The organism is Nonomuraea sp. NPDC050547 (assembly GCF_044457345.1).
In the GTDB taxonomy this organism is placed as follows: domain Bacteria; phylum Actinomycetota; class Actinomycetes; order Streptosporangiales; family Streptosporangiaceae; genus Nonomuraea.
Genome location: NZ_JBITGW010000010.1, coordinates 130,783 through 156,335, shown reverse-complemented (window position 1 = coordinate 156,335; position 25,553 = coordinate 130,783). Strand labels below are relative to the sequence as shown.

Here is a 25,553-nt window from a genome sequence, read left to right as displayed (position 1 = left end):
CATGCCCGTCTTCCTGCTCAAGCGGCTCGCCGGCGCGGCGGTGGTGCTGTTCGTGGTCTCGATCATCACCTTCGGCCTGTCGCTGCTGGTGCCCGGCGATCCGGCCATCCACATCGCCGGTGAGCACGCCACGCGCGAGGAGATCGCCGCCGTCCGCGCCGGGATGGGGCTCGACCAGCCGGTGGCCGTGCGGTACGTGAGCTGGGCCGCGGCGGCGCTCTCCGGCGACCTCGGCACCTCGCTGTACAACTCGCAGCCGGTCACCGAGATCCTCGCCGAGCGGCTGCCGGTGACGCTCTCGCTGGCCCTCGCCGCGATGGCCGTCGCCGTGCTGATCTCCGTCCCGCTGGGCACGCTGGCGGCGCTGCGGCCCGGCGGCCGGCTCGACCGGGCCATCTCCTCCGGCACCGCGCTGGCCGTGGCGACGCCGTCGTTCTGGCTGGGGCTGCTGCTGATCCTCGCCCTCGCGATCACCTATCCGCTCTTCCCCGCCACGGGCTACCGGCCGATCGGCGACGGGTTCGGCGCGTTCTCCGCGCATCTGGCGCTGCCCGCGCTGACGCTGGGGCTGGCCGCCGCGGTCGAGCCGACCCGCCAGCTCCGGGCGGCGCTGGCCGACGTGCTGGAGACCGACTACGTGCGGACGGCGCGGGCCAAGGGCCTGCTCGCGGTCACCGTGCTGCGCAAGCACGCGCTGCGCAACGCGGCCGTGCCGTACGTGACGGTGATCGGGCTGGAGACGGGCCAGCTGCTCGGCGGCGCGGTCGTGGTGGAGACGGTGTTCGGGCTGCCGGGCCTCGGAACGCTGGCCGAGTCCACCGTGACCCGCCAGGACCTGCCCGTGCTGCAGGGCATCGTGATCGCGAGCACGCTGGTCGTGGTCGCCGCCAACCTCGCGGTCGACCTCGCCTACCGCTGGCTCACCCCCGGGGAGGCGGCATGACCGTGTGGCGGCGCCTGTCCGGGCGCGCGGACGTCATGCTCGCCGTGGCCGCGCTGGCGGTGTTCGTGCTGGTCGCCGTGGCCGCGCCGTTCATCGCCCCCTACGATCCGGTCGACCAGGACCTGCTGCGCCGGCTGGAGGGGCCGAGCGCCGCGCACTGGCTCGGCACCGACGAGTCCGGCCGCGACGTGCTCAGCAGGCTCATGTACGGCACTCGCGTCTCGCTGGGCGCCTCCCTGCTGGCCGTCACCGTGGCCGCGGTGGGCGGAGTGCCCCTGGGCCTGCTCGCCGGCTACCTGGGAGGCGGCTTCGACCTGGTCGTCTCCCGCGTGGCCGACGCGGTGCTGTCGATCCCCGGCCTGGTGCTGGCCATCGCCATCGCCACCGCGCTCGGGCCCAGCCTCACCAACGCGATGCTGGCCGTCGGCGTGGTCTACGCGCCGGGCTTCTACCGGGTGGTCAGGGGCTCGGCGCTGGCCGTACGCGGCCAGACCTACGTCCAGGCGGCCATCGTCGGCGGATGCTCGACGCCGCGGATCATCCTGCGGCACGTGCTGCCCAACGTGAGCACGCCGCTCATCGTCAAGGTCTTCCTCACCTTCGGCTACGCCATCCTCGCCGAGGCCGGCCTGAGCTTCCTCGGCCTCGGCGTGCAGCCGCCGCTGGCCAGCTGGGGCTCGATGCTCAAGCGGGCGGTACGCCACCTGGAACAGGCGCCGCTGCTGGTCATCCTGCCCGGCGTGGTCATCCTCGTGGCGGTGCTGGCGTTCAACACAGTCGGCGACGGCCTGCGCGACGCGCTGGCCCGCCGGGATCGGGAGCACGTATGAGCACGCTGCTGGAGGTCGAGGGCCTGTCCATCGCCGCGCGCTCGGGCGGCGGGAGCGTCCCGCTGGTGCGCGAGGTGTCCTTCCGGCTGGAGGCGGGCGAGGCGGCCGGGCTCGTCGGCGAGTCGGGGTCCGGCAAGTCGATGACCGCGCTCGCGCTGCTCGGCCTGCTGCCGCGCGGCGTCACCGTCACCGCAGGCTCGGTCCGCCTGGACGGGACCGACCTCCTCTCCGCCGATCCCCGGACGCTGGCCGGCATCCGCGGCCGCCGGATCGCCATGGTCTTCCAGGACCCGATGGCCAGCCTCAACCCCGCGATCACGGTGGGCGAGCAGGTCGCCGAGGTGCTCCGGCGCCACCTCGGCCTCGCGCGGGGGCCGGCGGCGCGGCGGGCGGTCGAACTGCTCGGTGCGGTGGGCATCAAGGAGCCCGGCCGGCGCGCCGCCGAGTACCCGCACACCTTCAGCGGCGGCATGCGACAGCGCGTGATGATCGCCATGGCGGTGGCCTGCGAGCCGGCCGTCCTGATCGCCGACGAGCCGACCACCGCGCTGGACGTGACCGTGCAGGCCCGCATCCTCGACCTGCTGGTCCGCATGCAGGAAGAACTCGGCATGGCGCTGCTGCTGGTCACCCACGACCTCGGCGTGGTGGCGGGCACCTGTCACCGCCTCGCGGTGATGTACGCGGGCTGCCTCGTCGAGGAGGGCGAGGTGGGCGAGGTGTTCGACGCGCCGCGCCACCCGTACACCGCGGCGCTGCTGGCGGCCGCGCCGGAGAACGCCATGCACGGCCGCCCGCCCGAGGCCATCCCCGGGGTGGTGCCGGCGCCGGGCGCGCTCCCGTCCGGCTGCGCGTTCAGCCCGCGCTGCGCGCACACCAGGCCCGGGGTCTGCGACGGAACACCCGTCGAGGTCGAGGTCACCGGGTCCCGGCGGGTGCGCTGCGCCCGCAGCCGGGAGCTCACGCTGGCGGGGGTGCGCCGATGAGTGTTCTTGAAGCTCGGGGGCTGGTCAAGGCGTTCCGGGGCAAGCCCGCTGTGCGGGAGGTCTCGTTCGCGGTGGCGGCGGGCGAGACGCTCGCGATCGTCGGCGAGAGCGGGTCGGGCAAGTCCACCACGGCCCGCATGCTGGCCGGCCTGCTGCGGCCGGACCGCGGCCAGGTCCTGCTGGACGGCGCCGACCTGGCCCGGCTGCGCGGCCGCGCGCTGCGGGCCAGGCGCCGCGACCTGCAGATGGTCTTCCAGGACCCGCTCGGCTCGCTGAACCCGATGATGCGGGTCGGCGCGAGCATCGCCGAGCCGCTGCTCCTGCACACCGGCCTCGACGCGGCCGGTCGCCGCGAGCGGGTGGCCGGCCTGCTCACTCAGGTGGGGCTGCGCCCCGAGCACGCCGAACGGCTGCCGCGGGAGTTCTCCGGCGGCCAGCGGCAACGGCTGGCCATCGCCCGCGCGATCGCCTGCCGCCCGCGCGCGCTGATCTGCGACGAGCCGGTCTCCGCCCTCGACGTCTCCACCCAGGCGCAGATCCTCGGCCTGCTGGCCGAGCTGCGCGCGAGCACCGGCTTCGGCTGCGTGTTCATCTCCCACGACCTCGCCGTGGTCCGGCTCATCGCCGACCGGATCGGCGTGATGTGCGGCGGGGAGCTGGTCGAGCTCGGCCCGGCCGAGCAGATCTACTCCGACCCCCGCCACGACTACACCCGCGAGCTGGTCTCGGCCGTGCCCTCGTTGCACGCCAGGCGCAGCCCCGTCAGGAAGGAGGTGGGCGGGTGAGCACTCCCGTCCGGCTGATCGAGGTCGAGGTTCCCGGCGACGGCCGGGCCGCCGGCCAGGCGTACGGCGAGGCCGTACGCGATCTGGTGCGGCGCCACCACGAGATGATCGTCCGCGACCTGGACCCGGCCGCCGCCCGCGGGCACGCGCTGGCCGTCCGTGAGGTCACCGCCGCGGTCGCGCCGGAGCTGGCCGCCGAGGTGGACGGCGTGGGCGAGGGCGCCGGCCTGAGCGCGGCCGACGGCTGGATCCTGCAACTGCGCGCCGAGCTGACCGGCTGGAACACCGCCGCGCCCGAATGCAGCTCGCTGGCGCTGGTCGGCCCGTCGCGTCCCGGCGGGCCGATCGCCGCGCAGAACGCCGACCTGCCGCCGGAGACCGCTCCCCTGTTCGTCGCGCTGCGCCGCCGGCCCGCCGGCGGACCGGCGCTGCTCACCGTCACCCCCGCCGGGCAGCTCGGCCACCACGGCATGAACGAGGCCGGCGTCGCCGTCTTCGGCAACTTCCTGCGTACCGCCCAGTGGGGCACCGGCGTGCCGCGCTACCTGCTCACCCGGCTGGCGCTCGGCCAGACCGACCGGCACGGCGCCGCGCGGGCGGTCACCGCCGTGCCGCGCACCGGGCCGCGCAACCTGCTCATCGCCGACGACGACGGCGCGCTGGACATCGAGACCACGCCGTCGGGCGTGGGCCGGCTCGAACCGGCCGGGGGCACGCTCCTGCACACCAACCACTTCCTCACCGAGCGCGCCGAGGAGGAGAACGCGCCGCCGTCGTGGCTGCGCAACTCCACGGCCCGGCTGGAACGGCTGCGCGCCCTGCTGGCCGAGGCCGGCCCGCACGCCGGCCCCCGGGAGCTGGCCGCGGTCCTCGCCGACCGCGACGGAGCGCCGGACGCCCTGTGCCACCACGCCGCCGACGCGCCCGGCATCGACATCGCGACCGTGATCTCCACGATCGCCGAGATCCGCGCCCGGCGGCTGCACGTCTGCGCCGGACCACCCGACCAGGGCGCCTATGCCGTCTACGACCTGAAGGAGAACCGGTGAGCGAACTGGCCTATCTGCCGGCCACCGACGCGCTGGCGAGGTTCGCGGCCCGCGAGCTGTCGCCCGTCGAACTGCTGGAGGCCGTCCTCGCGCGGGCCGAGCGAGCCGAGCCGCAGGTGAACGCGTTCGCCGAGCGGTGGTTCGAGCAGGCCATGGAGCAGGCCGGGCAGGCCGCGGACCGCTACCTGCGCGGAACCGCCAGGCCGCTGGAAGGACTGCCCGTGGCGCTGAAGGAGGAGCAGCCCATCGCCGGGCGCCCCCTGCGCGACGGCTCGCTGCTGCTGCGCGACAACGTCGCCGACGTCACGCACCCCATCGTCGATCGCATCGTCGCCGCCGGCGGCATCGTGCACGCGCGCACCACCACGCCGGAGTTCTGCGCGGCCGGGTTCACCCACAGCGACCTGTGGGGCGTCACCCGCAACCCGTGGAGCCTGGAGCACTCCAGCGGCGGCTCCTCCGGCGGCTCCGGCGCCGCGCTCGCGGCGGGGACGGCGGTGCTCGCGACCGGTTCCGACATCGGCGGCTCGATCCGCATCCCCGCCTCCTTCAACGGGGTCGTCGGGTACAAGCCGCCTTATGGCCGGGTGCCCGCGCTGCCGCCGTACAACCTCGATCATTACTGCCACGACGGGCCCATGGCCAGGACCGTCGCCGACTGCGCGCTGCTGCAGAACGTGATCGCCGGCCAGGACCCGCGCGACCACGTCTCGCTGCCCGCGCCGCCGCCGATCCCGCCCTACTCGGGATCGCTGGCGGGGCGGCGCGTGGCCGTCTGCGTCCGGCTGGGGGACTACGCCGTCGAACCCGAGGTGGTCGCCGCCACCTGGGACGCCGCGCGCGCCCTCACCGAGGCGGGAGCCGTCGTCGAGGAGGTCGAACTGCCCTGGACGCGGGCCGAGATCATGCGCGCGGCGTGGGCCCACTACGGGGCGATCTTCGGTCCCATCGTGGCCGAGGAGGTGGCCGCCCACGGCGACGGCCTCACCCGCTACGCCCGCGACTTCATGGAGCGCAGCCTGAAGGCGGCCGCCGAGACCGGCTTCTACGGCGCGCTGAAGATCGAGGCGCGCGTGCACGAGGACCTGGCCGCGATCTTCCGGCGCTTCGACGCGCTCCTGTGCCCCGCCTCCGGCACGCCCGCGCTCCTGGCCGGGGAGGACTACCTCGGCACGCCGCTCGTGGTCGACGGGGTCGTCCTGGACCACAACCTGGAGGCGCCGCTCACGGTGCCGTTCAACCTCGCCAGCCGGTGCCCGGTGCTCAGCGTGCCCTCCGGCCGCTCGGAGCTGGGGGTTCCCACCGGGGTGCAGGTGGTCGGCCGGCCGTACGACGACGCCACGGTGTTCGAGGTCGGCGCGGCCGTGACCGCCGCCCTGCCCTGGTACGCGGACGCGGCGTGGAGGCCGCAGCTGTGACCGCGCCCCGCCGCCACGGCATCGAGCTGAGCTACTACGACCTCGGGTACACCCCCTTCTTCGCCTGCGCGGCCGACCAGCGCTTCTCCTACTGCCTGTACGTGCCGGAGGACTACGACGAGGCCGGTGAGCGGCGCTACGACCTCGTGGTCGTCGTCCACGGCACCGACCGCACCGCGGCCGAGTACCGCGACCGGTTCGCCGCGTTCTGCCGGGAGCACGGCTGCGTCGTGCTGGCGCCGCTCTTCCCCGCCGGCATCGGGCGGCGCGACGAGCTGCACGACTACAAGTTCCTGGACCACGGCGGCATCCGGTTCGACCGGGTGCTGCTGTCGATGGTGGACGAGGTGGCCGCCAAGTACCGCGTGGACGGCTCCCGGATGCTGATGCACGGCTTCTCCGGCGGCGGCCAGTTCGCGCACCGCTTCTTCTATCTGCACCCCCGGCGGCTGCGCGCGGTGTCGATCGGCGCGCCCGGCCTGGTCACGCTGCTCGACCCGCGGTGGCCGTGGTGGGCGGGCACGAAGGACTTCACCCGGCGTTTCGGCGCCGGGCCCGACCTGGAGGCGATGCGCGAGGTGGCCGTGCAGATGGTCATCGGCGCGGAGGACACCGACACCTGGGAGATCACCGTGACCGAGCGGGACGAGCTGTGGGTGCGGGGAGCCGACGCCGCCGGGCCGACCCGGATCGACCGGCTGAACAGCCTGCACCGCGGCTTCGCGGAGGCGGGCATCGACGCCCGGCTCGACGTCGTGCCGGGGGCGGCGCACAACGGATACCAGGTGCTGCCCGCCGTACAGGACTTCTTCGGTGAGACGATGGGAGACGGGCCGTGCCGTTCCTGGTGAAGCTGGGGGTTCTCGAGCTGACCGTGGGGGTCCTGACGGGCTGGTTCATGGTCTACATCACCCGCACCCCGCGTGCCGAACGGCTGCGCCGCGGCCTGCGCGACCCCCGCCGGATCCGGCAGGGCCACATCGAACTGCTCATGATGGGCACGATCCTCATCGCGCTCGGCGCCGCCGTCCCCGACCCGCCCGCGGTGGCCCTGGCGCTCATCGCGTTCTTCTCCTGGCTCGCCCCGCTCTCCTTCTTCCCCGCCGCCGTCCGCCCCGACCTGGCCGACAGCCGGGGCATGCGCTGGGTGGACACGATCACCTTCCTCGGCCTGTCCACCGGGTACGTGGTGCTCGCCGTGGCCGTCCTCCTGCGCTGACGCGTCTCCACGCGCTTTCGGAACGGCGCCGGGGTCGCCCGCGGCTCCACGATCCCCTGCTGATCGCCGGTACGGCGGAGCCGCTTCCCCGGCCATGGGCGGCTCCGCCGTGGCGGATGGTTCTCAGTGGGCGTCGGCGAGGACGCGGTCCAGGGTGCGGCGGCCCATCTCGCTCATCCCCGGGTTGCTGTCCAGGTAGTACCAGACCAGGCCGATCGCCTGGATGAAGGCCCACGCCCTGCCCCGCGCCCACTCCAGGTCGCCGCCGCCGACCCGCTCGCGCAGCACCGCCCGCGGCCCGGACTCCAGCAGGTGCCAGGCGCCCACGAGGTCGAGGGCGGGGTCGGCCGGTCCGAAGCCGCCCACGTCGAGGACCCCGGCCAGCCGGCCGGCCGAGACGAGGACGTTGCCGGGGATCAGGTCGCCGTGGTTCATGACGTCGGCGGCCTCGCGCGGCAGGGTCCGCAGGGCGGTCCACGTGGCGCGCAGCCGGGGCACGTCCAGCAGGTGCTCGCTCTCGCGCAGGCACCTGTCCACCCACGCGTCGTGCGTCGTCAGATCGCCGCCCCTGCCGCCCCCGGTGAACCGGCGGCCGCGCGTTTCCACCGCGCGCAGCCCGGCGATGAGCTCGGCCAGGTCGCGCGCGAAGGCCACCGACTCCCCCGGGTCCTCGTCGGTGGCCACGGCGCCCGGCAGCCAGGTCTGCACCGACCACGGCAGCGGGTAGCCCTCCCCCGGCTCGCCGAGCGCGATCGGCGCCGGGGTGCGGAACCGGGTGGCGTCCAGCAGTTCGCGGGCCGCGGCCGCCTCGGCCTCCAGCCATCGCCGCGCCGCGCCGGGCTCGCGCGCCTCAAGTGGGAACCTGGCCGCGAGATCCTCGCCGATGCGGAAGATGGCGTTGACCGTGCCCTGGCCGGCGACCCGCCTGACCGGCAGGTCCTTCCACTCGGGGAACTGCCCGGCGACCAGCGCGCGGACCGTGTCGAGGGGGACGGCCAGTTCGTCGGCGTGCATCTTCATCGGAAGACCCTACGCTGTGGCGTGATCAGGCTCTGACAAGGAAGGCCAGGTGCAACGCATGATCGCGCGAACGTGGCGAGGATGGGCCGGCAAGGCGACGGCCGACGACTACCAGCGGCACTACGCGGCGGAGGTGGCCGTGAACCTGCGGAAGATCGACGGCTTCCGCGGCGCCCGGCTGCTGCGGCAGGACGACGGGGACGAGGTGCTGTTCACCTCGATCGCGTACTTCACCGGCATGGACGAGATCCGCGCCTTCGCCGGCGAGGACCCCGGGCAGGCCGTACTCGCGGACGTGGCCCGCCGCGCCCTGACCCGGTGGGACGAGCGCGTCACCCACCACGAGGTCGCCGTGGACCTGCCGGTCCACGACTCCTGACCGTTCCTCGGTCAGGCCGCCGGGGGCGGGCCGTCCAGCGGCGCGCCCGTCCCCGCAGGCCGTCCACCCGGGCACGCCCGCGCCCGCAGGCTGTCTGGTTGGTACACCCATCCGCAGGCCGTCCACCGTGACCGGCCGCTGCGCCCCGCCGGCGCGGCGACTACCTCAGGTGGCGGACGCGGACGGTGGTGCGGACGTCGTGCTCGTCGACGTACTCGGCGACCTCGGCGTAGCCGTGCCCGGCGTAGACGCGGCCGAGTACCGGGCTGCCGGCCCAGTGGTCCAGGGCCAGGGCGGGGGCGTCGTGCGCTCTGGCCAGGCGCTCGGCCTCCGCCATGAGGGCCGGGCCGACGCCCCGTCCGGCGGGCCCGCGGTCGGTCATCACGGTGTGGATGAACATCGAGCCGCCGGGGACGGCGGCGGGCGGGATGCGCGGCGGGGTCGACGGGGCCGCGGCCAGCATGCCGACCTGACGGCCGTCGCGTTCGGCCAGGGTGACGACGCCGAGGCCGGTCCACTCGGCCACCCGGCCGGGGAAGCCGGGGATGGCGGAGAAGGGCACCGTTCCCCACTGCTCGGGCAGGTCCTGGGCGATGAGCCAGGCGTGGACGGAGTCCATCAGGGCCAGCAGGGCCGGTACGTCGCCGGGCGTCGCGGGTCGCAGGTGGACGGGAAGGGTCGCCATCATGGCCTCCTGGTGGGTTAGACTCCGGTCACGCCCCATTGATTCAATAATCTAAGGATTAGATTGTCAAAGCAATCCAGGATCGAGGCCGTGGCCAGGGCCGTACAGGATCTGCAGGACGCGACCGACCTCATCGACGAGCTGGCGGCGCGGCGGCTCGGCGTCAACCGGACCGACGTGCGCTGCCTGAGCCGCCTGACCGCGCGCGGCCCGCTCACGGCGAGCGAGCTGGCGGCCGGAGCGGGCCTGACCGGCGGCGCGGCCACCACCGCCATCGACCGGCTGGAGCGGGCGGGGCTGGCCGAGCGGGTACGCGACACCGCCGACCGGCGCCGGGTCCTGGTGCACCTGAGCGAGCGGGGCCGGGAGGCCGTCGAGGAGGTCTGGGGGCCGATCGCCGCCGAGGCGCGGGCCGGGCTGCGCCGTTACACCGTCGCCGAACTCGACGTGGTCGAGACGTTCCTGCGGCTCGCGCTGCTCAACCAGACCCGGCACGCCGAACGGCTGCGCGGGGGCGACGCAGAGGAATGACCGGTTTCCCGCTCGACACGGAAATAGCCCAGCGGATCACCCGCGAAGGCTACACCGGCTGACGAATCGCTTGCCGCAGGACAGAAGAACACTGACAGTGCCTTTGCGCATCAATCCCGGCCTGCCCCTCTTGTATCGATGATCCTTTCATTGATACGGAGGGGGAGGAATTGAAGAAGAGTGTGCGCCTTTTCCTGGCGAGCCTGCTGATGACCGTTATGGGCGCGGTCCTGCCGGCCGAGGCAACAATGTCCAGGCTTATCGAGCATGTGCATTTCATGCATTTCCTCGCACATGAGGATGACGACCTCCTCTTTCTCAATCCCGACATCCATCAGACCATTCGCGCCGGTTATCCGATTGCGTCCGTTTTCATCACCGCGGGCGAGGCGCAGGAGGGCTTCGCCTACGCCGAGGGCAGGCGGGAGGGCTCGCGGGCCGCGTACGCGCGCATGGCGGGCGTGGACGCGCCGGTCTGGGACAGCGAGGCCCTGCGGGTCGGCACGCAGGTCATCGAGCACAACCACCTGCGCGGCACCGGGGTCCACCTGCTGTTCCTGCGCCTGTCCGACGGCGGGAACAAGCGCCGCCAGGACGCGCGGGGGCGCGGCGCGCTGGTCCGGCTCTGGGACGACCAGGGGAAGGCGGGCTGCCTGCCGACGTTCACCGAGCGCGGCTCGCCGTACGAACAGTGCTATACCTACGGCGGGCTCGTCGGCACGCTGCGCAGGCTCATGGAGATGTTCACCCCGCACGCGATCCGCACGCAGGACCCGCAGCCGGACCTCTACCGCACGCACGACCACCCCGACCACGTCCAGACGGCGCGCTTCACCGCCGAGGCCGCCCGCCAGCACCGTGACGCGAACCCGCGGCTGGTCGAGATCAACTTCCGCGACTACTTCATCCAGGACGTGCCCGCCAACCTGGGCCCGGCCGAGCGGGACATGAAGAAGGACGTCTTCGACGCGTACGCCCCTCACGACCCGCTGGCCAGGGACTCCGACCTCAACTATCCGGCCTACGTCTGGCGGATGAACCGGATGGTCTACCGCTGGACCGGCGAGCTGCTGCGCGTGGCCACCAACGCCGACAAGCGGCTGAGTGTCCTGTCCGTGCAGGGGCGCCGCGTGGTCTCCTGGGACCAGGGCGCCGACGGCCGCTGGCGGGGGCCCAGCTCGCTCGGGTACGCCGGTTCGTGGCTCGCCCCCGGCGTCGCCGTCGAGCGCGACCGTGACGGCAGGCTGCGCGCCTTCGCCATCCGGCTGCGCGAGAACGGGCTGACCGACGCGATCGTCACGACCGCGCAGCGCACCCCCGGCGGCCCCTGGACCGGCCGGTGGACCGACCTCGGCCGCCCGCCGTACGGGGGCAACCGCACCGGCACCCCCGCGCTCGCGCTGGACCAGCTGGGCCGGATCAACGTCTTCGTCCAGACCGGCACCCACCAGATCAGCTACCGGACCCACTACGGCAACGGCAGGTGGTCGCCGTGGTGGACGCTGTCGGAGCGGGGGCTGCGCAGCGGCATCACCGCCATGCGCGACCGGTTCGGGCGGATCGAGCTGTTCGCCACGTTGTGCGCCCGCGCGGATCCGGCCAGGACCCGGTGCGACTCCGCGCGCATCCTGCGCTGGCGGCAGACCAAGCCCAACGGCGGCTTCCGCTCGGCTCCCATCGGCTCCACCACACCCGGCAGCCCGCCCACGCTCGTGCTCAACGCGGACGCGCGCCTGGAGCTCCTCTACCGCCAGGGCGATCTCGACACCGGTACGGTCACCGTCGGCGACGTCGTCAGAGCCCGGCAGGAGCCGCCCTCCTACGGATGGGCCCCGGCCTCGACCCTCCCGGCTCCCGGCGGCGTGGGCAACGTCCAGGCCGCCCGCGGGCCGAACGCCTCCGTCCCCTCCTCCCGGGTGGTGCTGGCCGTCCGCAACCCGGCGATGGGCGTCTCGGTGGCCGTGCAACAGGCGGCGAACGGCGCCTACGGCCCCTGGCAGGACCTCGGCGGGAAGATCATCGGTGTGCCCGCCGTGTCCGCCGACCGCTCCGGCCGCGTCATGGTCTTCAGCCTCGGCGTCAAGGGCCAGCTGTTCGCGTGCTGGCAGGAGGAGGTGGGCGGCGCGCGGTTCACGCCGTGGCGGATCCTGGGGTGGTGAGCGCGCGCCGTTCGGTGAGGTCGAGGTAGTCGTGGAGGACCTGCCGGGTGCCGACCAGCGCGTCGATGCTCTCGTCGAGCCTGGTCAGGCGCTCGCGCAGGCCGTCCACCAGCTCGGGGCAGGGCTCCAGATCCGGTCGCTCGCCGCTGGCGCAGGGCAGCACGTAGCCGATCTCCCGGGTCGACAGCCCGGCCGCGAGCAGCTTCCTGATCTGGGTCACGGTCAGCACGGCGGCGTCGGCGTACTCGCGGTAGCCGTTGGCGCCGCGGTGTGGCTCCAGCAGGCCCTGCGACTCGTAGTAGCGCAGCTGGTGCGTGTTGACCCCGGTCCGCCGGCTCAGTTCACCGATGTGCACGGTCACGGCTCCTTGACATTCATATCGGTGTGAACGTTGAGGATTCTGCCATGAACAGCAACCGGCAGTACGCCGTGACGGTCCTCGGCCTCGGGCTGATGGGCGAAGCCCTGGCCCGCGCCTTCGTGCGCGCCGGCCACCCCACGACCGTGTGGAACCGTTCGCCGGGCAAGGCGGACCGCCTCGTCGCCGAGGGGGCGCGGCTCGCCGGCTCGGCGGCCGAGGCGGTCGCCGCGAGCCCGCTCGTGGTCGTCTGCCTCACCGGGTACGACGCCGTCCACGACCTGCTCGGCCCGCTGGAGAAGATCCTTGACGGCCGGGTCCTGGTGAACCTGACCTCCGGCACCTCCGGGGCCGCGCGCGAGACCGCCGCCTGGGCCGGGAGCCGGGGCGCCGGCTACCTCGACGGCGCGATCCTGGCCGTGCCCCAGACGATCGGCACCGCCGACGGCCTCATCCTCTACAGCGGGCCCCGGCCGGTCTTCGACCGGTACGAGCCCGTGCTGGACCGCCTCGGCGCGAAAGCCACGTACCTCGGCACGGACCCCGGGCTGTCCTCGCTCTACGACGTGGCCTCGCTGAGCCTGTCGTGGAGCGTCCTGAACGGCTTCCTGCAGGGCGTCGCGCTGCTGGGCACCGCGGGGGTGGACGCCGCGACGTTCGCCGCGTTCGCGAAGGAGGGCCTCGGCGCCGTGGCCGGCTGGCTGGAGGGGTACGCGCGGCAGATCGACGACGGCGTGTACCCGGCGCTCGACGCCACCATCGACACCCAGCGGGCGGCGATGGCGCACATCGTCCACGAGAGCGAGTCGCTCGGCGTCAGCGCCGAACTGCCGAGGTTCGTCAAGGCCCTGGCCGACCGGGCCGCGGCCGCGGGCCACGGCGGCAGCGGCTACGCGGCGATGATCGAGCAGTTCCGCACGCCGCCTCAGGAGACAAGGTGACGCGGCAGGACGTCGCCGGCGTGGAGGCGAGGCCGCGGACGATCAGGCGGCCCAAGACGGGCCTCTCTCGCAGAGAGTGATGCTCAGGGAAGTGTGAAGGATTCACGACCGCCGCGGCACGGGTACTCCTGAGCGAGGGAGAAAACCGGCCGGGCCGGGGTGTCGATTTCGCCGCGGCCCGTTTGTCTATGACGTGACCCTTCCCGAGAACCCAGGAGGACACGATGAAGTACATGCTGCTGATCAGCCACGGCGATCCTGCCGCGTGGGAGAACCTGCCGGAGGAGGAGCAGAAGGCGCTGCCCGCGGCGTACCAGGCGATCGAGAACACCCCGGGGGTGACGCCGGGGCAGTGGATGCAGGCGCCGGACACGGCCACCACGGTGCGGGTGCAGGACGGCAGGACACTGACGACCGACGGCCCGTTCGTGGAGATGAAGGAGGCGATCGGCGGCTACCTGTTCTACGAGGCCGACGACCTCGACGCGGCGATCGAGCTGGCCGGGCGGATCCCGGCGGCCCGCATGGGCGGCGCGGTCGAGATACGCCCGCTGCACCGGTGACCGAGGTGCTGGAGCGGGTCTTCCGCGAGCAGTGGGGACGTGTTCTGGCCGCGCTGATCGGCTTCCTCGGCGACTTCGACCTCGCCGAGGAAGCCGCGCAGGAGGCCTTCGCGATCGCCGCCGACCGGTGGCCGCGCGACGGGACGCCGGCCCATCCCGGCGCCTGGCTGATCACGACGGCGCGCAACCGGGCGCTCAACCGCGTCCGCCGCGACCGCACACTGGCCGAGAAGACCCGCCTGCTCGCGGCGCGGCGGTCCTGGGAGGACGAGATGGACGACGCCGTGATCCGCGACGAGCGGCTCGAACTCATCTTCACCTGCTGCCATCCGGCGCTGTCCATGGAGGCGCAGGTCGCCCTGACGCTGCGGGCGCTCGGCGGGCTCAGCACCGGCGACATCGCGCACGCGTTCCTGGTGCCGGAGCCGACGATGGCGCAGCGCCTGGTGCGGGCCAAGCGGAAGATCAGGGTGTCCGGGATCCCGTTCCGGGTGCCGGCCGACCATCTGCTGCCCGACCGGCTGGCGGCGGTGCTCGCGGTGGCGTACCTGATCTTCAACGAGGGGTACACGGGGCGGGTGGACCTGGCGGGCGAGGCGATCCGGCTCGGGCGGGCCCTGGTCGAGCTCATGCCCGACGAGGCCGAGACGCACGGGCTGCTGGCCCTCATGCTGCTGCACGACTCGCGCCGCCGGGCCCGCTTCCGCGACGGCGAGCTGGTGCTGCTGGCCGAGCAGGACCGGTCGTCGTGGGACGCCGCCATGATCGCCGACGGGCGCCGTACGCTGGCGCGGGCGCTGGCTCTGCACGGGCGCGGGCCGTACGTCGTCCAGGCGGCGATCGCCGCCCTGCACACCGAGGAGGCGGCCGACTGGCCGCAGATCGCCCTGCTGTACGGCGAGCTCGCCCGGCTGACCGGTTCCCCGGTGGTCGAGCTGAACCGCGCCATCGCGATCGCCCAGACGCGGGGTCCGGAGGCCGGGCTCGAGATCATCGACCGGCTGCCGCTCCAGGACTTCCACTACCTGCACGCCGCCCGTGGCGAGCTGCTGGATCGCGCCGGCCGTACCGGGGAGGCGCGCGCCGCCTACGAGCGCGCGCTCGCCCTCGTCCACGACGACGCGGAACGGCGGCTGCTCCGGCGGCGGCTGGATCGGCTCGTCCAGCCTTGATTTATTGGATGGAAGGCGCTTTCTCCCCGCTTGTACAGTGACCCCCAGCCGACCGGGGGAGGGATCATGCGCGTGCACTATCCGCGTACCCCTCACCTGCCCTGGTCGCCGGGCGTGAGCCCGGACGACGTGCGCGCGGGCGACCTGTCCGGGCTGCGCGGGCGCGAGGTCGTGGTGACGGAGAAGCTCGACGGGGAGAACACGACCCTGTACCCGGACGGCCTGCACGCCCGGTCTCTGGACTCCGCCCATCATCCTTCACGGGCCTGGGTGAAGGGGCTGCAGGGGCGGATCGGGGCGCGGATTCCGGCGGGGCTGCGGGTGTGCGGGGAGAACGTGTACGCCCGGCACTCCATCGCCTACGAGGAGCTGGAGAGCTGGTTCTACGGGTTCTCCGTGTGGGACGGCGAGCGGTGCCTGGGCTGGGATCGCACGGTCGCCTTTCTGCGTGAGCTGGGGATTCCCGTCCCTCCCGTGCTGTGGCGCGGGGTCTTCGACGAGCGGGCGCTGCGGGGGGTGCGGCTGGACCCGGAGCGGCAGGAGGGCTACGTGGTGCGGGCCGCCGAGGGGTTCGCCCTGGCGGACTTCGCGGGGCGGGTGGCGAAGTGGGTGCGCCGGAACCACGTGCGGACGAACACGCACTGGATGCACGCGCCGGTGGTGCCGAACGGGCTCGGTCCCGGTGCGGCGTTGTGGTCGGTGCGCTCGGGCGCGCAGGCGGACGTCACGGCGCTGCTGACGGCGGTGAATCTCGGGCCTGAGCCCAGGGACGGCGCGGCCCCGGCGGCGGTGGATCTCGGGGCGGAGGCGGTGGAGGGCTCGGCCGCCGAGGAGGTGGCCGAGGTGGCGGGTCGGCTGGACGCGATCGGCCGGGGCGGGGACGCGCGGCTGGCCGGGGTGCTGGCCGTGGCGTTGCGTCCGGCGCCCCGGGCCGTGCTGGCGGCGCGGCTGGCCCGGCCCTTGGGCATGCCTCTGGCCCGGCGGATCGCGGACCTGGCCGGGCTGCGGGACGCGTTGCGGCGGCCGTTTCCCGACGAGGAGCGGCGGGCCGGTCTCGGCCGGATGGCGCTGGCCGCCGACCTGGGCGTGCTGCACGCCGTCGCCGCGGTGACGCCGGCCGGGTCGGCGGAGGAGGCCCGCGAGCAGGTCGCCTGGTCGGCCCTGCACGCCGAGGACGCCGGGCTGCTCGGACCGGATCCGCTGGAGCCGTTGCGGACCGGGCTGCGTGCGGGATTGGCCGGGCTCGACGGCGAGGCCGCCGGCCGGTGCTGGGCCGAGGCCCGCGCCGCCTGGGCGGCGGGACGGATCGCCACGCCCGAGGAGGCCGTGGCCGCGACGTGGCGGTGGCGGGCGGGGACCTTCCCCCGGCTGGTGCATCTGGTCGGGCCGTCGGGCAGCGGGAAGAGCACGTTCGCCGCCGGGCTGACGGACACCGTTCACGTGTCGCTGGACGAGCTTCGCGCCGCGCGGGGGTCGCGGGCCGGCCGGCGGGACGACGGGGCCGTGCTCGGGGAGGGGCTGGATCGGCTTGACGCCGCCCTGGCCGCGGGCGGGACGGTCGTGTGGGACGCCACCTCGCTCAACCACCACCAGCGGAGCCTGGTCCACGCCGTGGCGCGCCGCCGCGACGCGCTGACGACACACGTGGTCGTCCTGCTGGAGCAGGACGAGCTGCGCCGGCGCAACGCCGCCCGCGCCGCCGCGGTGCCCGCGCACGTGCTGGACGCGCAGGTGCGGCGCTACGTCCCGCCGTATCCGGGCCAGGCCCATCGCACCTGGTACGTCGGCGAGCGCGGGACCGTGGACGACAGGGACGGGGACCTGTGATGCGTACCAGTGAGGAGATCTATCACCGGGTCCGCTGGGATCCGCGCTTCGACCCGTCCCGCTTCGTCCTGGGCGTCGGCCAGCGCGACGCAGCGCCCAAGCGGGTCGCGCTGGCCGCGTTCACGCCGGGCGGCGAGATCCCCTGGCACCGGGTGCTGTTCGTCGAGGCGGACGGCGAGCTGGTCTGGGACCGGGCCACGGGCCTGGACCGCCTCGACACGTGCGAGGCCGGCCGGGCGCGCGACCCGCGCCGCCTGCGCGCGCCGTTCTTCACCGCCAGAACGCCGTACGCGTGGGATCCGGCGGGGGAATGGCTGCCCGCCGCCGGGCGACCCGGCTCCGGACCTCACGACGGGGTGGTGCGCGTGCTGACGTGGAACACGCTGTGGGACCGCTACGACAGCGACCGCATCGACACCGCCCGCCGCCGGGCCCTGCTTCTGCGCGCCCTTGAGGAGGCCGGCGCGGACGTCCTGGCGCTGCAGGAGGTCGAGCCCGCGCTGGTGTCGATGCTGCTGGCCGCCCCCTGGGTACGCGCCGCCTACACCCTCGGCACCGACCCCCGCGGACCGGACGTCGGCGACGGCGGCCTCCTGCTGCTCAGCCGGCTGCCCGTACGCGAGGCGGCCGTCCACGAACTCGGCCCGCACAAGTCGGTGGCCGCCGTCGTCGCCGACACCGCCGCCGGGCCGCTCGTCGTCGCCGTCACCCATCTGACCAGCGACCATTCCGCCGACGGCGCGGGCAGGCGGCGCGCCGAACTGGCCCGGATCGCCGAGGGGCTGTCCGGCCTGGACGGCGACCTGGTCCTGATGGGCGACTTCAACGACGGCACCGGCACCCCGGAGTCCGCGCTCGGCCTGCGCGACGCCTGGACCGAGGCGCACGGCGCCGACCAGACCCCCACCTTCGACCCCGGCGTCAACCCGCTGGCCGCGCTCTCCTCCCGGTCCGGCCGCGCGGCGCGCCTGGACCGCGTTCTGCTCCGCGGACGCCCCCGGGTGGTCTCGGCAGCCCTGCGCGGCGACACGCCCGGCCCCGGCGGGCTGTACGTCTCCGACCACTACGGGGTCGAGGCGGTCCTCGACGTCTCCGGCGCCGAGGACGGCGGGGCGCTGGACGTGCCGCCGACGGCGCGTACGGCGGTGGCGTGGATACCGCCGCCCGAGCTGTGGCCGCCGATCCAGGAGGTCAGGCGCGCGCACGATCCGCAGCTCGACCGCTGGCCGCCGCATGTCAACCTGCTGTTCGGGTTCGTGCCGGAGGCGGAGTTCGAGGCGGCGGCGCCGTTGGTGGCCGCGGCGGCGGCCGAGACGGAGCCGTTCACCGCCCGGCTGGAGGGGGTGCGCACGTTCCGTCACCGCACCCACACGACCTCCTGGCTCGACCCCGCCGCCGCCGGCCCCGCGCCCTGGGCCGGGCTGCGCCGTTCACTCGAACGGCGTTTCCCGCGCTGCGAGGGCCGCCGAGAGGGGTTCACCCCGCACCTGACGCTCGGCCGCACCGACGCCGCGATCCGCCTCGCCGCGATGACGGCGCCGGTCGGCGAGCTGGTACTGCTGTCGCGCCGCGCCGAGGAGCCCATGCGCCCGCGCGCCCGGATCACCCTGGGCACCGGCGAGATCCACTGGCTCCCCGACCTGCCGTCCCCCACACCACAGACGACCGGCGCACCCGAGCGGCCCGGCCAAGCGGCCAGGGGACCGAAGCGACCTGACCGAGCGGTCGCCGGCGAACCGGCGGGTGGACGTGATCGTCGCGATCCGGCGGCGGTGGCCGGGCAGGTGGTGCGGCGGCTGGAGGAGGCGCTGGAGCCGGGGGTCGTGCACGTCGCGGGGTCGCGGCGCATGGGCTGTGAGCTGCCCGGCGCGGACCTGGACCTGGTGGCGGTGCTGCCCGGCGCGACCGGCGCCGAGTCCCTGGTACGCGCCGCGCTGCCCGAGGCGACCCGGCTGCGCCAGGTGATCGGCGCCCGGGTGCCCGGCCTGCGTTTCCACACCGGCGGACTGGACGTGGACCTGACCGTGGTGCCCGCCGGCGCCCTCCCGCCGGACCAGGCGCTCGCCCGCCGGGCCGAGCTGGGTGAGCGGGCGGCCATCGCGCTCAGCGCCGTCACCGACGCACAGGCCCTCCGCGCCGCCACCGACCCCACAGCCCCCGGCCTCACCGGTGACGGGCATGCCCGCTTCGCCCGCCTGGCCAGGCAGGTGAAGGCGTGGGCACGGGCGCGTGGCCTGGACTCCGCGCCGTTCGGCGGCCTGCCCGGCCTGGCCTGGGCGGTCATGGCCGCGCGTACCGTGCGCGAGAGCGGGCCCGGCGACGACCCGCTGAGCGTGTTCTTCAGCACGTGGGCCGCCTGGGACTGGCGCGACCCGATCGCCCTCGACCCCGCCGCGGCCGCCCGGGAACCGGCCCACGTCACGGTGCTGACGCCCAGCGACCCGGTACGCAACTGCGCCCGCCAGGTCGGCCCCGGCGGCCTGGACCTGCTCACCCAGGAGCTCTACCTGGCCTGGGAGCTCACGGAGAACGGCCGGGGCGCCGAACTCCTGTCCACGCCGCCCCTGCACCGCAGGCACAGGGCCTGGGCGGTGGTGAGCGTCGGCTCGCCGGAGGAGCTCGGCCGCGTCAGAGGACGGATGCTGGACCTGCTGGCCGCCCTGGCCGAGGCGGGGGCGGCGGACGCGCATGCCTGGCCGCGCCCGTTCGAGAGCGGCCCGCGGCGCACCCGCTACGCGATCGGCCTGGGCCGCACTCCCCCGCCGGCCGGGCGGCTGGGCGAGATCGCCGGCCGGTGGGCCGGAGATCTGGCGGGCGTCTCGGTCGAGCACGCCGAGGGCGGGGCCGTACCGACCTTGATATGAATGCCGGGTGAGCGGACGGGTGCGGCTGAGGGCGGCACGGCCGGACGAGGCCGGGCCGCTGAGCGAGCTGGCGATGCGGTCCAAGGCGTCCTGGGGGTATGACGAGGCGTTCCTGGAAGCCTGCCGGGAGGAGTTACGGCTGCGCGACGTCGTCGGCCGCAGGACCGTGGTGGCCGAGCGGGACGGCGGCGTGGTGGGGTTCGCCACCCTGGACGGCGACCGGCCGCACGGCGAGCTGGGCATGCTGTTCGTGGAGCCGGAGGCGATCGGCCAGGGCGTGGGCGGGCTTCTCTACCGGCGGGTGCTCGAGGAGGCGGGTCGGATCGGGTTCACCCGGCTGTCGATCGCCTCCGACCCGCACGCCGAGGGCTTCTATCTGGCGATGGGCGCGCGGCGGCACGGAACCTCCGGCGTGCTGCCGCTGCTGGTCGCCTGGCCGCCGGGACCGGAGCCGGCGTGGGTGGACGCGTGGACCGGCGGGCGGCCGGCGGTGCACGTGGGCAACGTCGCCGAGTTCAACCGGACGTTCAGCCCGATCCCGGCGGGGCGCGACCACTACTCCTGCCTCGCGGTGTTCGCGAGCCCGCGTCCCGCGGTCGTGATCCTGCCGGAGCCGGTGGACGGGGCGTGGATCCGGGATCTGGCGGACGTGCTCGGCTGGGGCGAGGTGGAGGTCCACGGCGGCGTCGCCGCGGACGGCGGGGTGTCGGCGGCGATCGCCTCCAGGCCGGACCTCACGGAGTGCCTGGGCCGGGGCCGCGTGCTGCCCTGGGGGCGTACCGCGGAGTTCGAGCGGATCGTCCCGTCGGCGGGCGGCGTCCTCCGGGCCGTCGAGAGGTTCGAGTCCAAGCGCGGCGCGCACGAGCTGTTCCGGGCGCTGGCCCCCGGGCATCCGGGAATCCTCATCCCGCGGCAGCGGCCGGTCGGCTCCCGGCGGGACCTGCTGCGCGAGCTGGCCCGGGGAGAACCGCTGGTGCTGAAGACCGACTACGGCGTCGGCGGGTCCGGCACGCTGGTCGTGACCGGCGCCACGCCGCGGATCGGGGCACTGGCGCGACGATGGGCGCGCGAGGGCGGGCTGATGGAGGAGTACGTGGACGGCTCGGGCCCGTTCCGCGCCCCGACCTTCGACGCCGTCGTCGACGACGCCGGTGAGGTCCACCCGGTCGGGACGGGCGCGATGGTGATGGACGGCACCCGCTACCGGGGGGTCACCGTCGGCCCCGGCGTGCTGCCCGCGGCGCTCGAAGAGACGGCCGCGCGGTTCGGCGGCGCGGTGGGACAGGCGCTGGCCGAGCACGGATACCGGGGGTGGTTCGACGTGGACTACGTCACCGGCCCGACCGGCCGCCTGTCCCCGACCGAGATCAACCTGCGGCTCACCGGCCCGGCGGCGGCGTTCTGCGTCCAGGCCCGGCTGGACCGGCTCCACGGCGGCCGCCACTTCGTGCGCACCCTGGACTACCTGCCGCTCGGCGCCCGCCTGCCCCCGGCCGCGCTGCGCGCCCATGTCGCGCGGGCGGCCGAGGAGTGCCGGGGGCTCGGGGCGACGCTCCTGGTCACGGTGCCGACGGCGGCCGTGGAGGCGGAGCCGTACCTCGGCGTGGCGATCGCCGCGCGCACGGCCCGCGCCCTCGACGAGGCGGAAGCCGCGCTGCGCGGCGCGAACGAGGCGCTCGGCGCCATCTTCACCGCCTCGGCACGACCACGAAGAGGACGAGCACGGCCGCGGCGATCATGAGGGTGATGTTGAACCCGTAGACCAGCGCGGCCTGGCGCGGCCAGTCCGTCTTGGCGGCGAGCCGGTAGAAGTTGTCCTGCGGCCACCACGCGACCAGCAGCCAGGTGATCGCCAGTTGCGCGAGCGTCGTCAGCCACGCCGGGCGGCCCAGCCGGGCCAGGAACGACCGGCCGGACACCAGGAACATGACGCCCAGCCCGAACGACACGTACTCGGCGGCGTAGAGCCCGCGGAAGAACCCCGCCCACGGCTGGGGCACACCGGTCAGATCCGTCGAGTACGGCCAGAACACGTCCGTCAGCGCGAACGCCACCATCCCCGCCGCCACGGCGACCAGCACCCGGACGGGCACCATGCTTCCGGGGTCACCGCCCCACCCGCCCGCCTTCCCGCCGCCGCTCCTGTTCGGCCCGGCCCGCACGGGCAGCGGCAGGCTCCCGTGCTCGATCTCGCCCTCCGGCGTGCGCGGCAGCACGGGCACCACCGCGACCAGGTCGGGCACCTGCCGCTCCGGCAGCCGCCCGCGCAGGAAGGAGGCGAGCTCCCGTCCCCGCGTCCCGCCGGGCGCGACGACGTAGGCGATCAGCGTCGTGCCGTCCCTGACGACGGCGCAGTCGGCCACCTTCGGGTGCGCGCGTAACTCCCTTTCGATGACGCTGAGGCGGTCCGGCATACACGGCCCCCATCTCCAGTCGATGATCGTCGTCCCCCGAGGTTGTACCCAGCCCTTGCGGAGCCGTCGCGCTCGCGGTCATGCTCGATCTTCGAGCACAAGTCGATGTCGGGAGGCGCGGTGCGCACACGCCGGAGCGGCCCATGACGGTGACGGTGACGGCGAGGCCCCCGGCCCGGCGCGAAAGATCGGTCTCCGGGCGGGTGCGGCTGCTGTCCGGGCTGGCCCTGCTGGCGCTGACGCTGCTGCTGGGCGCGTTCGTGGCCGGGGCGGCGAGCACCGGCACGGGCCTGCGCACCATCGGGCACGACGCCGGCCCCCAGGTGCTCGCCACCACGGGCCTGTACCGGCAGATGTCGGAGATGGACGCGCTGGTGGCCGAGACCCTGCTGCTCGGCAGAGAGTACGGCCCGCAGCAGCAGGCCGACCTGACCGGCTACGACCAGCGGCGGCTGGAGATCTCCGAGAGCCTGCTCAAGGCCTACCGGCTCGCCCTGGACAACCCCGCCGAGCAGCGCACGGTCGAGTCGCTGATCGAGGGCCTGGGCCGCTACGAACGGCTGGCCGCCCACGCCCGCCTGCTGGACACCCAGTCCGGGCACACCGCGGGCGCGCCACCCGACGACGTGGTCGCCGCCTACCAGCGGGCCACCGACCTCATGCACCGCGAACTGCTCCCCCAGGCCTACAACCTGACGCTGGAGACCGGGACGATCGTGCGGCGCGCGCACGACGCCGAACGCTCGGCCACCTCGCTGGCCCGCACCGCGGTCATCGTCACCGGGCTGCTCGCGCTGGGCTGCCTGCTGGCGTTGCAGGCGTACCTGACCCGCAGGTTCCGGCGGGTCTTCGCCCCGGCCCTGGTGGTGGCCACCGTGCTCACCGCGGCCGGCCTGGTGAGCGGCCTGGCCCTGCTCAACCAGCAGGGCCGGGCGCTGGAGGAGGCCAAGGCCCGCGGGTTCGACTCGGTGCTGACCCTGACCAGGACGCGGGCGATCAGCAAGAGCATGCACGGCGACCAGAGCCGCTACCTGCTCGACCGCTTCCGCAAGGACACCTACGAGCACACCTTCCTGGACAAGGCGCGCACGATCGTCGCCGTCGAGTCGACCAGCCTGCCCGACTACCAGAGCAAGCTGCACCGCGGCTTCCAGGGGGTGCTCGGCGGCCTGGCCGGGCGCGACCGCGACCGGCTCTTCGCCGTCTACCAGCGCTTCCAGCAGGCCGACGCGCGGATGCGGACCATGTCGGGCGAGGCGGCGATCAAGTTCTGGGACGGCGAGCTCACCCAGGCCTACGAGGGCTACGACCAGGTGCTGGAGGAACTCGTCCGGCGGCACGAGTCGGACTTCGAGCGGGCCATCGACAGCGGCGACGGCGCTCTGGAGACGCTGTGGCGGTGGATCCCGGCGGGGCTGGCCGCCGGCGCCCTGTTCATCCTGGCCGGCATCCGGCCCCGGCTGAGGGAGTACCGGTGAGAAGACTGCTGATCTGCCTCGTCCTGATGCTCACCGCCTGCGGCACCACCCGGCCGGAAACCTTCGTGGACAAGGACGAGCTGATCGTCGCCATCCGCTCCGACGTGCCGCTGATCAGCTTCAAGGGGGCGGACGGCGCCTATCAAGGCTTCAACATCGACGTCGCCCAGGACCTCATCTCCCGGCTGGGCAAGCGGATCCGCTGGCTGGAGATCAAGGCCGGCGACCAGCTCAACGTGCTCACCGACGGGCGGGCCGACGTGGTCTTCGCCCACATGTCGGTCACACCCGAGCGCAAGAAGCTGATCGACTTCGCCGGGCCGTACCACGTCGACTTCCAGGACATCGCGGTACGGCCCGCCGACAAGGGCGTCATCCGCGACGTCCGCGACCTCGAAGGCCGCAAGATCTGCTTGGTGAAAGGCACGAACATCGCCCAGCGGATCGTGGACGAGCGCCGCGTCGAGGCGGAGCCGGTCGAGGCGCCCGACTACAACGTGTGCCTCGACATGATCAAGGACGGCCGGATCGACGCCATCTCCACCAACAGCCAGATCCTCGCGGGGCTGCTCACCAAACCGGGCGTCGACCTGCACCTGGTCGGCGCGACGTTCAACGAGCAGCGCACCTCGATCGGCGTGCGCAAGGGCGACGTCGACGGCTGCGAGGAGCTGAACCGGGCCATCACCCGCATGTACCAGGACGGGACGGCGCACATGCTGCTGGACAAGTGGTTCGGCAAGTCGGGCATCGACCTGTCGGTGGTCTCGGTGCCGCAGTTCGAGGGCTGCTCCTAGGCGGGCGGCCCGGCGACCTCCGCGCCGAACCTGGTGACGAGCTCCTGCTTGGCCCGCCCGGCGGCCTCCACGTCGTAGGGGACCAGCTTGACCGTCGCCGGGTCGGCCGCCTTGGAGTGCGGCGGCACCCGCGTGTTGGTGGGCAGGGCGTAGAACTTCACCAGCGGCCCGAGCCGCTGGGAGGCCCCGCTCAGCGCCCAGTCGACGTAGGTGCGCGCGCTGCCCGGATTGTGCGCCCCGGCCAGGACGGCCAGCCCGCCCAGCTCGTAGCCGGTTCCCTCCTGCGGGAAGGTCACCTCCAGGTCCGGATAGCCCTGTTCCTGGGCGGCGACGCAGTCGTGGGAGAACACGACGCCGACCGCCGCCTCCCCCTTGGCCGCCTGCACGGCGGCCTCGCTGCCGGAGGTGTTGTACCGCAGCACGTTCTGGTGAAGGCCGCGCATGTAGCCGAGCGCCGCGCCGGTGTCGCGGCCGTTCAGCTCCGCCTGGGTCCACAGCGCGGTGTAGGCGGTGCCCGAGGTGGCCGGATGGGCGATGGCGACGCCGCCGCCGCGCAGCCTCTTGTCCAGCAGTTCGCCCCAGGAGCGGATCGGCTTCATGCCGCGCTCGGCCAGCTTCTTGGTGTTGTTGCAGAACGACAGCACCCCGGCGTAGATCCCGCTCCAGGCGCCGTCGCGGTCGGCCCAGCCCGGCCGGATCTCCCCGGACACCTCCGACCGGTAGGGCTCCAGCAGCCCCTGCCCCTTGGCCGCCACGTAGGCGTCGGCCGGGCCGCCGTGCCAGACGTCGAACTCCTGGCGCTCCCTGGCCCCCTTGATCCGTTCCAGCGCCTCCCCGCTGGACAGCCGCACGTAGTCGGCCTCCACGCCGGTGGCGTCGGCGAACCGCTTGACCATCATCGCGCACCACCGCTCGCTCGCCCCGCACGCGACCGTGATCTTGTCCCGTCTCGGTGACGCACAGCCCGCGGCGACGAGGACCACTACCAGCACGGCGGCCAACGGCCTCATTGCCTCTCCCAGGGGGTCGCCCAGATGTGATCTCATTCGACACTCCGCCGCGCGGCTCACGCAACGGGGTACCCGGGTACTCCTCGCCGAAGTACCCCGGTACCTGCCGAAGATCCGCCTGGATG

24 protein-coding genes are annotated in these 25,553 nt (G+C 74.1%); 19 read left to right on the top strand and 5 right to left on the bottom strand.

The window, feature by feature from the left end; all coding sequences use genetic code 11:
* Position 1: 1 nt before the first annotated feature.
* The 8 genes from ACIBHY_RS25450 to ACIBHY_RS25415 are packed head-to-tail and all read left to right on the top strand — an operon-like array spanning position 2 to position 7,230.
* Entirely contained in the window at positions 2-943 is a 942-nt protein-coding gene (locus ACIBHY_RS25450; RefSeq protein WP_397251192.1) for an ABC transporter permease, read from the top strand.
* Complete coding sequence (locus ACIBHY_RS25445) at positions 940-1,773, top strand: ABC transporter permease (RefSeq protein ID WP_397307874.1); 834 nt, start codon at positions 940-942, stop codon at positions 1,771-1,773. Before ACIBHY_RS25450 ends, ACIBHY_RS25445 begins: the two co-directional genes overlap by 4 nt.
* Entirely contained in the window at positions 1,770-2,759 is a 990-nt protein-coding gene (locus ACIBHY_RS25440) for an ABC transporter ATP-binding protein (RefSeq protein WP_397251195.1), read from the top strand. Before ACIBHY_RS25445 ends, ACIBHY_RS25440 begins: the two co-directional genes overlap by 4 nt.
* Complete coding sequence (locus tag ACIBHY_RS25435; RefSeq protein ID WP_397251197.1) at positions 2,756-3,544, top strand: ATP-binding cassette domain-containing protein; 789 nt, start codon at positions 2,756-2,758, stop codon at positions 3,542-3,544. The genes ACIBHY_RS25440 and ACIBHY_RS25435 overlap by 4 nt, the downstream gene beginning before the upstream one ends.
* A complete protein-coding gene (locus ACIBHY_RS25430; protein WP_397251198.1) occupies positions 3,541-4,593 on the top strand; it encodes a C45 family autoproteolytic acyltransferase/hydolase in 1,053 nt (350 codons plus the stop codon). Before ACIBHY_RS25435 ends, ACIBHY_RS25430 begins: the two co-directional genes overlap by 4 nt.
* A complete protein-coding gene (locus ACIBHY_RS25425; protein WP_397251200.1) occupies positions 4,590-6,011 on the top strand; it encodes an amidase in 1,422 nt (473 codons plus the stop codon). The genes ACIBHY_RS25430 and ACIBHY_RS25425 overlap by 4 nt, the downstream gene beginning before the upstream one ends.
* Positions 6,008-6,862, top strand: coding sequence for a hypothetical protein (locus tag ACIBHY_RS25420; RefSeq protein WP_397307873.1), 855 nt, complete (start codon positions 6,008-6,010; stop codon positions 6,860-6,862). Before ACIBHY_RS25425 ends, ACIBHY_RS25420 begins: the two co-directional genes overlap by 4 nt.
* Positions 6,847-7,230: a hypothetical protein gene (locus tag ACIBHY_RS25415; protein ID WP_379624864.1), complete on the top strand. Its 384-nt coding sequence runs from the start codon at positions 6,847-6,849 to the stop codon at positions 7,228-7,230. Before ACIBHY_RS25420 ends, ACIBHY_RS25415 begins: the two co-directional genes overlap by 16 nt.
* Before the next feature lie 123 nt (positions 7,231-7,353).
* Here ACIBHY_RS25415 and ACIBHY_RS25410 read toward each other — a convergent pair whose 3' ends face one another.
* On the bottom strand, positions 7,354-8,250 hold the full coding sequence (locus ACIBHY_RS25410) for a phosphotransferase (RefSeq protein ID WP_397251203.1): 897 nt from the start codon (positions 8,248-8,250) through the stop codon (positions 7,354-7,356).
* Positions 8,251-8,308: 58 nt separating this feature from the next.
* Between ACIBHY_RS25410 and ACIBHY_RS25405 the strand changes: the two genes are divergently transcribed.
* Complete coding sequence (locus ACIBHY_RS25405; protein WP_397251205.1) at positions 8,309-8,629, top strand: antibiotic biosynthesis monooxygenase family protein; 321 nt, start codon at positions 8,309-8,311, stop codon at positions 8,627-8,629.
* A gap of 160 nt (positions 8,630-8,789) precedes the next feature.
* Here the strand turns inward: ACIBHY_RS25405 and ACIBHY_RS25400 are convergent, their stop codons facing one another.
* Positions 8,790-9,317 (bottom strand): GNAT family N-acetyltransferase, encoded by a 528-nt coding sequence (locus ACIBHY_RS25400; RefSeq protein ID WP_397251207.1) that lies wholly within the window; start codon positions 9,315-9,317, stop codon positions 8,790-8,792.
* 60 nt (positions 9,318-9,377) lie between these two features.
* On the opposite strand from ACIBHY_RS25400, the gene ACIBHY_RS25395 reads away from it, so the two are divergent.
* Positions 9,378-9,845, top strand: coding sequence for a MarR family winged helix-turn-helix transcriptional regulator (locus tag ACIBHY_RS25395; RefSeq protein WP_397251208.1), 468 nt, complete (start codon positions 9,378-9,380; stop codon positions 9,843-9,845).
* 278 nt (positions 9,846-10,123) lie between these two features.
* Positions 10,124-12,004: a PIG-L family deacetylase gene (locus tag ACIBHY_RS25390; RefSeq protein WP_397307872.1), complete on the top strand. Its 1,881-nt coding sequence runs from the start codon at positions 10,124-10,126 to the stop codon at positions 12,002-12,004.
* Here the strand turns inward: ACIBHY_RS25390 and ACIBHY_RS25385 are convergent.
* Positions 11,976-12,365 carry a MerR family transcriptional regulator gene (locus ACIBHY_RS25385; protein WP_397251212.1) on the bottom strand — a complete coding sequence of 130 codons (390 nt, stop codon included), beginning with the start codon at positions 12,363-12,365 and terminating at the stop codon, positions 11,976-11,978. The two genes, ACIBHY_RS25390 and ACIBHY_RS25385, sit on opposite strands and share 29 nt — an antisense overlap.
* Positions 12,366-12,409: 44 nt before the next feature.
* On the opposite strand from ACIBHY_RS25385, the gene ACIBHY_RS25380 reads away from it, so the two are divergent.
* The 6 genes from ACIBHY_RS25380 to ACIBHY_RS25355 all read left to right on the top strand — a co-directional run bounded on the left by ACIBHY_RS25380 (position 12,410) and on the right by ACIBHY_RS25355 (position 21,470).
* Complete coding sequence (locus ACIBHY_RS25380) at positions 12,410-13,303, top strand: NAD(P)-dependent oxidoreductase (RefSeq protein WP_397251214.1); 894 nt, start codon at positions 12,410-12,412, stop codon at positions 13,301-13,303.
* 224 nt (positions 13,304-13,527) lie between these two features.
* A complete protein-coding gene (locus tag ACIBHY_RS25375; RefSeq protein ID WP_397307871.1) occupies positions 13,528-13,866 on the top strand; it encodes a YciI family protein in 339 nt (112 codons plus the stop codon).
* Positions 13,863-15,038, top strand: a complete 1,176-nt coding sequence (locus tag ACIBHY_RS25370; RefSeq protein ID WP_397307870.1) for an RNA polymerase sigma factor — start codon at positions 13,863-13,865, stop codon at positions 15,036-15,038. Before ACIBHY_RS25375 ends, ACIBHY_RS25370 begins: the two co-directional genes overlap by 4 nt.
* 66 nt (positions 15,039-15,104) lie before the next feature.
* Entirely contained in the window at positions 15,105-16,865 is a 1,761-nt protein-coding gene (locus tag ACIBHY_RS25365; RefSeq protein WP_397307869.1) for an RNA ligase family protein, read from the top strand.
* Positions 16,865-19,729, top strand: a complete 2,865-nt coding sequence (locus ACIBHY_RS25360; protein ID WP_397307868.1) for a poly(A) polymerase — start codon at positions 16,865-16,867, stop codon at positions 19,727-19,729. Before ACIBHY_RS25365 ends, ACIBHY_RS25360 begins: the two co-directional genes overlap by 1 nt.
* A 7-nt stretch (positions 19,730-19,736) precedes the next feature.
* Positions 19,737-21,470 (top strand): GNAT family N-acetyltransferase, encoded by a 1,734-nt coding sequence (locus ACIBHY_RS25355; RefSeq protein ID WP_397307867.1) that lies wholly within the window; start codon positions 19,737-19,739, stop codon positions 21,468-21,470.
* On the opposite strand, the gene ACIBHY_RS25350 is transcribed toward ACIBHY_RS25355, so the two are convergent.
* Complete coding sequence (locus ACIBHY_RS25350) at positions 21,418-22,143, bottom strand: hypothetical protein (protein WP_397251226.1); 726 nt, start codon at positions 22,141-22,143, stop codon at positions 21,418-21,420. The two genes, ACIBHY_RS25355 and ACIBHY_RS25350, sit on opposite strands and share 53 nt — an antisense overlap.
* 143 nt (positions 22,144-22,286) lie before the next feature.
* Between ACIBHY_RS25350 and ACIBHY_RS25345 the strand changes: the two genes are divergently transcribed.
* Complete coding sequence (locus ACIBHY_RS25345; RefSeq protein WP_397251228.1) at positions 22,287-23,621, top strand: hypothetical protein; 1,335 nt, start codon at positions 22,287-22,289, stop codon at positions 23,619-23,621.
* Positions 23,618-24,418, top strand: coding sequence for a substrate-binding periplasmic protein (locus ACIBHY_RS25340; RefSeq protein ID WP_397307866.1), 801 nt, complete (start codon positions 23,618-23,620; stop codon positions 24,416-24,418). The genes ACIBHY_RS25345 and ACIBHY_RS25340 overlap by 4 nt, the downstream gene beginning before the upstream one ends.
* On the opposite strand, the gene ACIBHY_RS25335 is transcribed toward ACIBHY_RS25340, so the two are convergent.
* Complete coding sequence (locus ACIBHY_RS25335) at positions 24,415-25,428, bottom strand: ABC transporter substrate-binding protein (RefSeq protein ID WP_397251232.1); 1,014 nt, start codon at positions 25,426-25,428, stop codon at positions 24,415-24,417. The genes ACIBHY_RS25340 and ACIBHY_RS25335 overlap by 4 nt on opposite strands.
* Between the last annotated feature and the right edge of the window lie 125 nt (positions 25,429-25,553).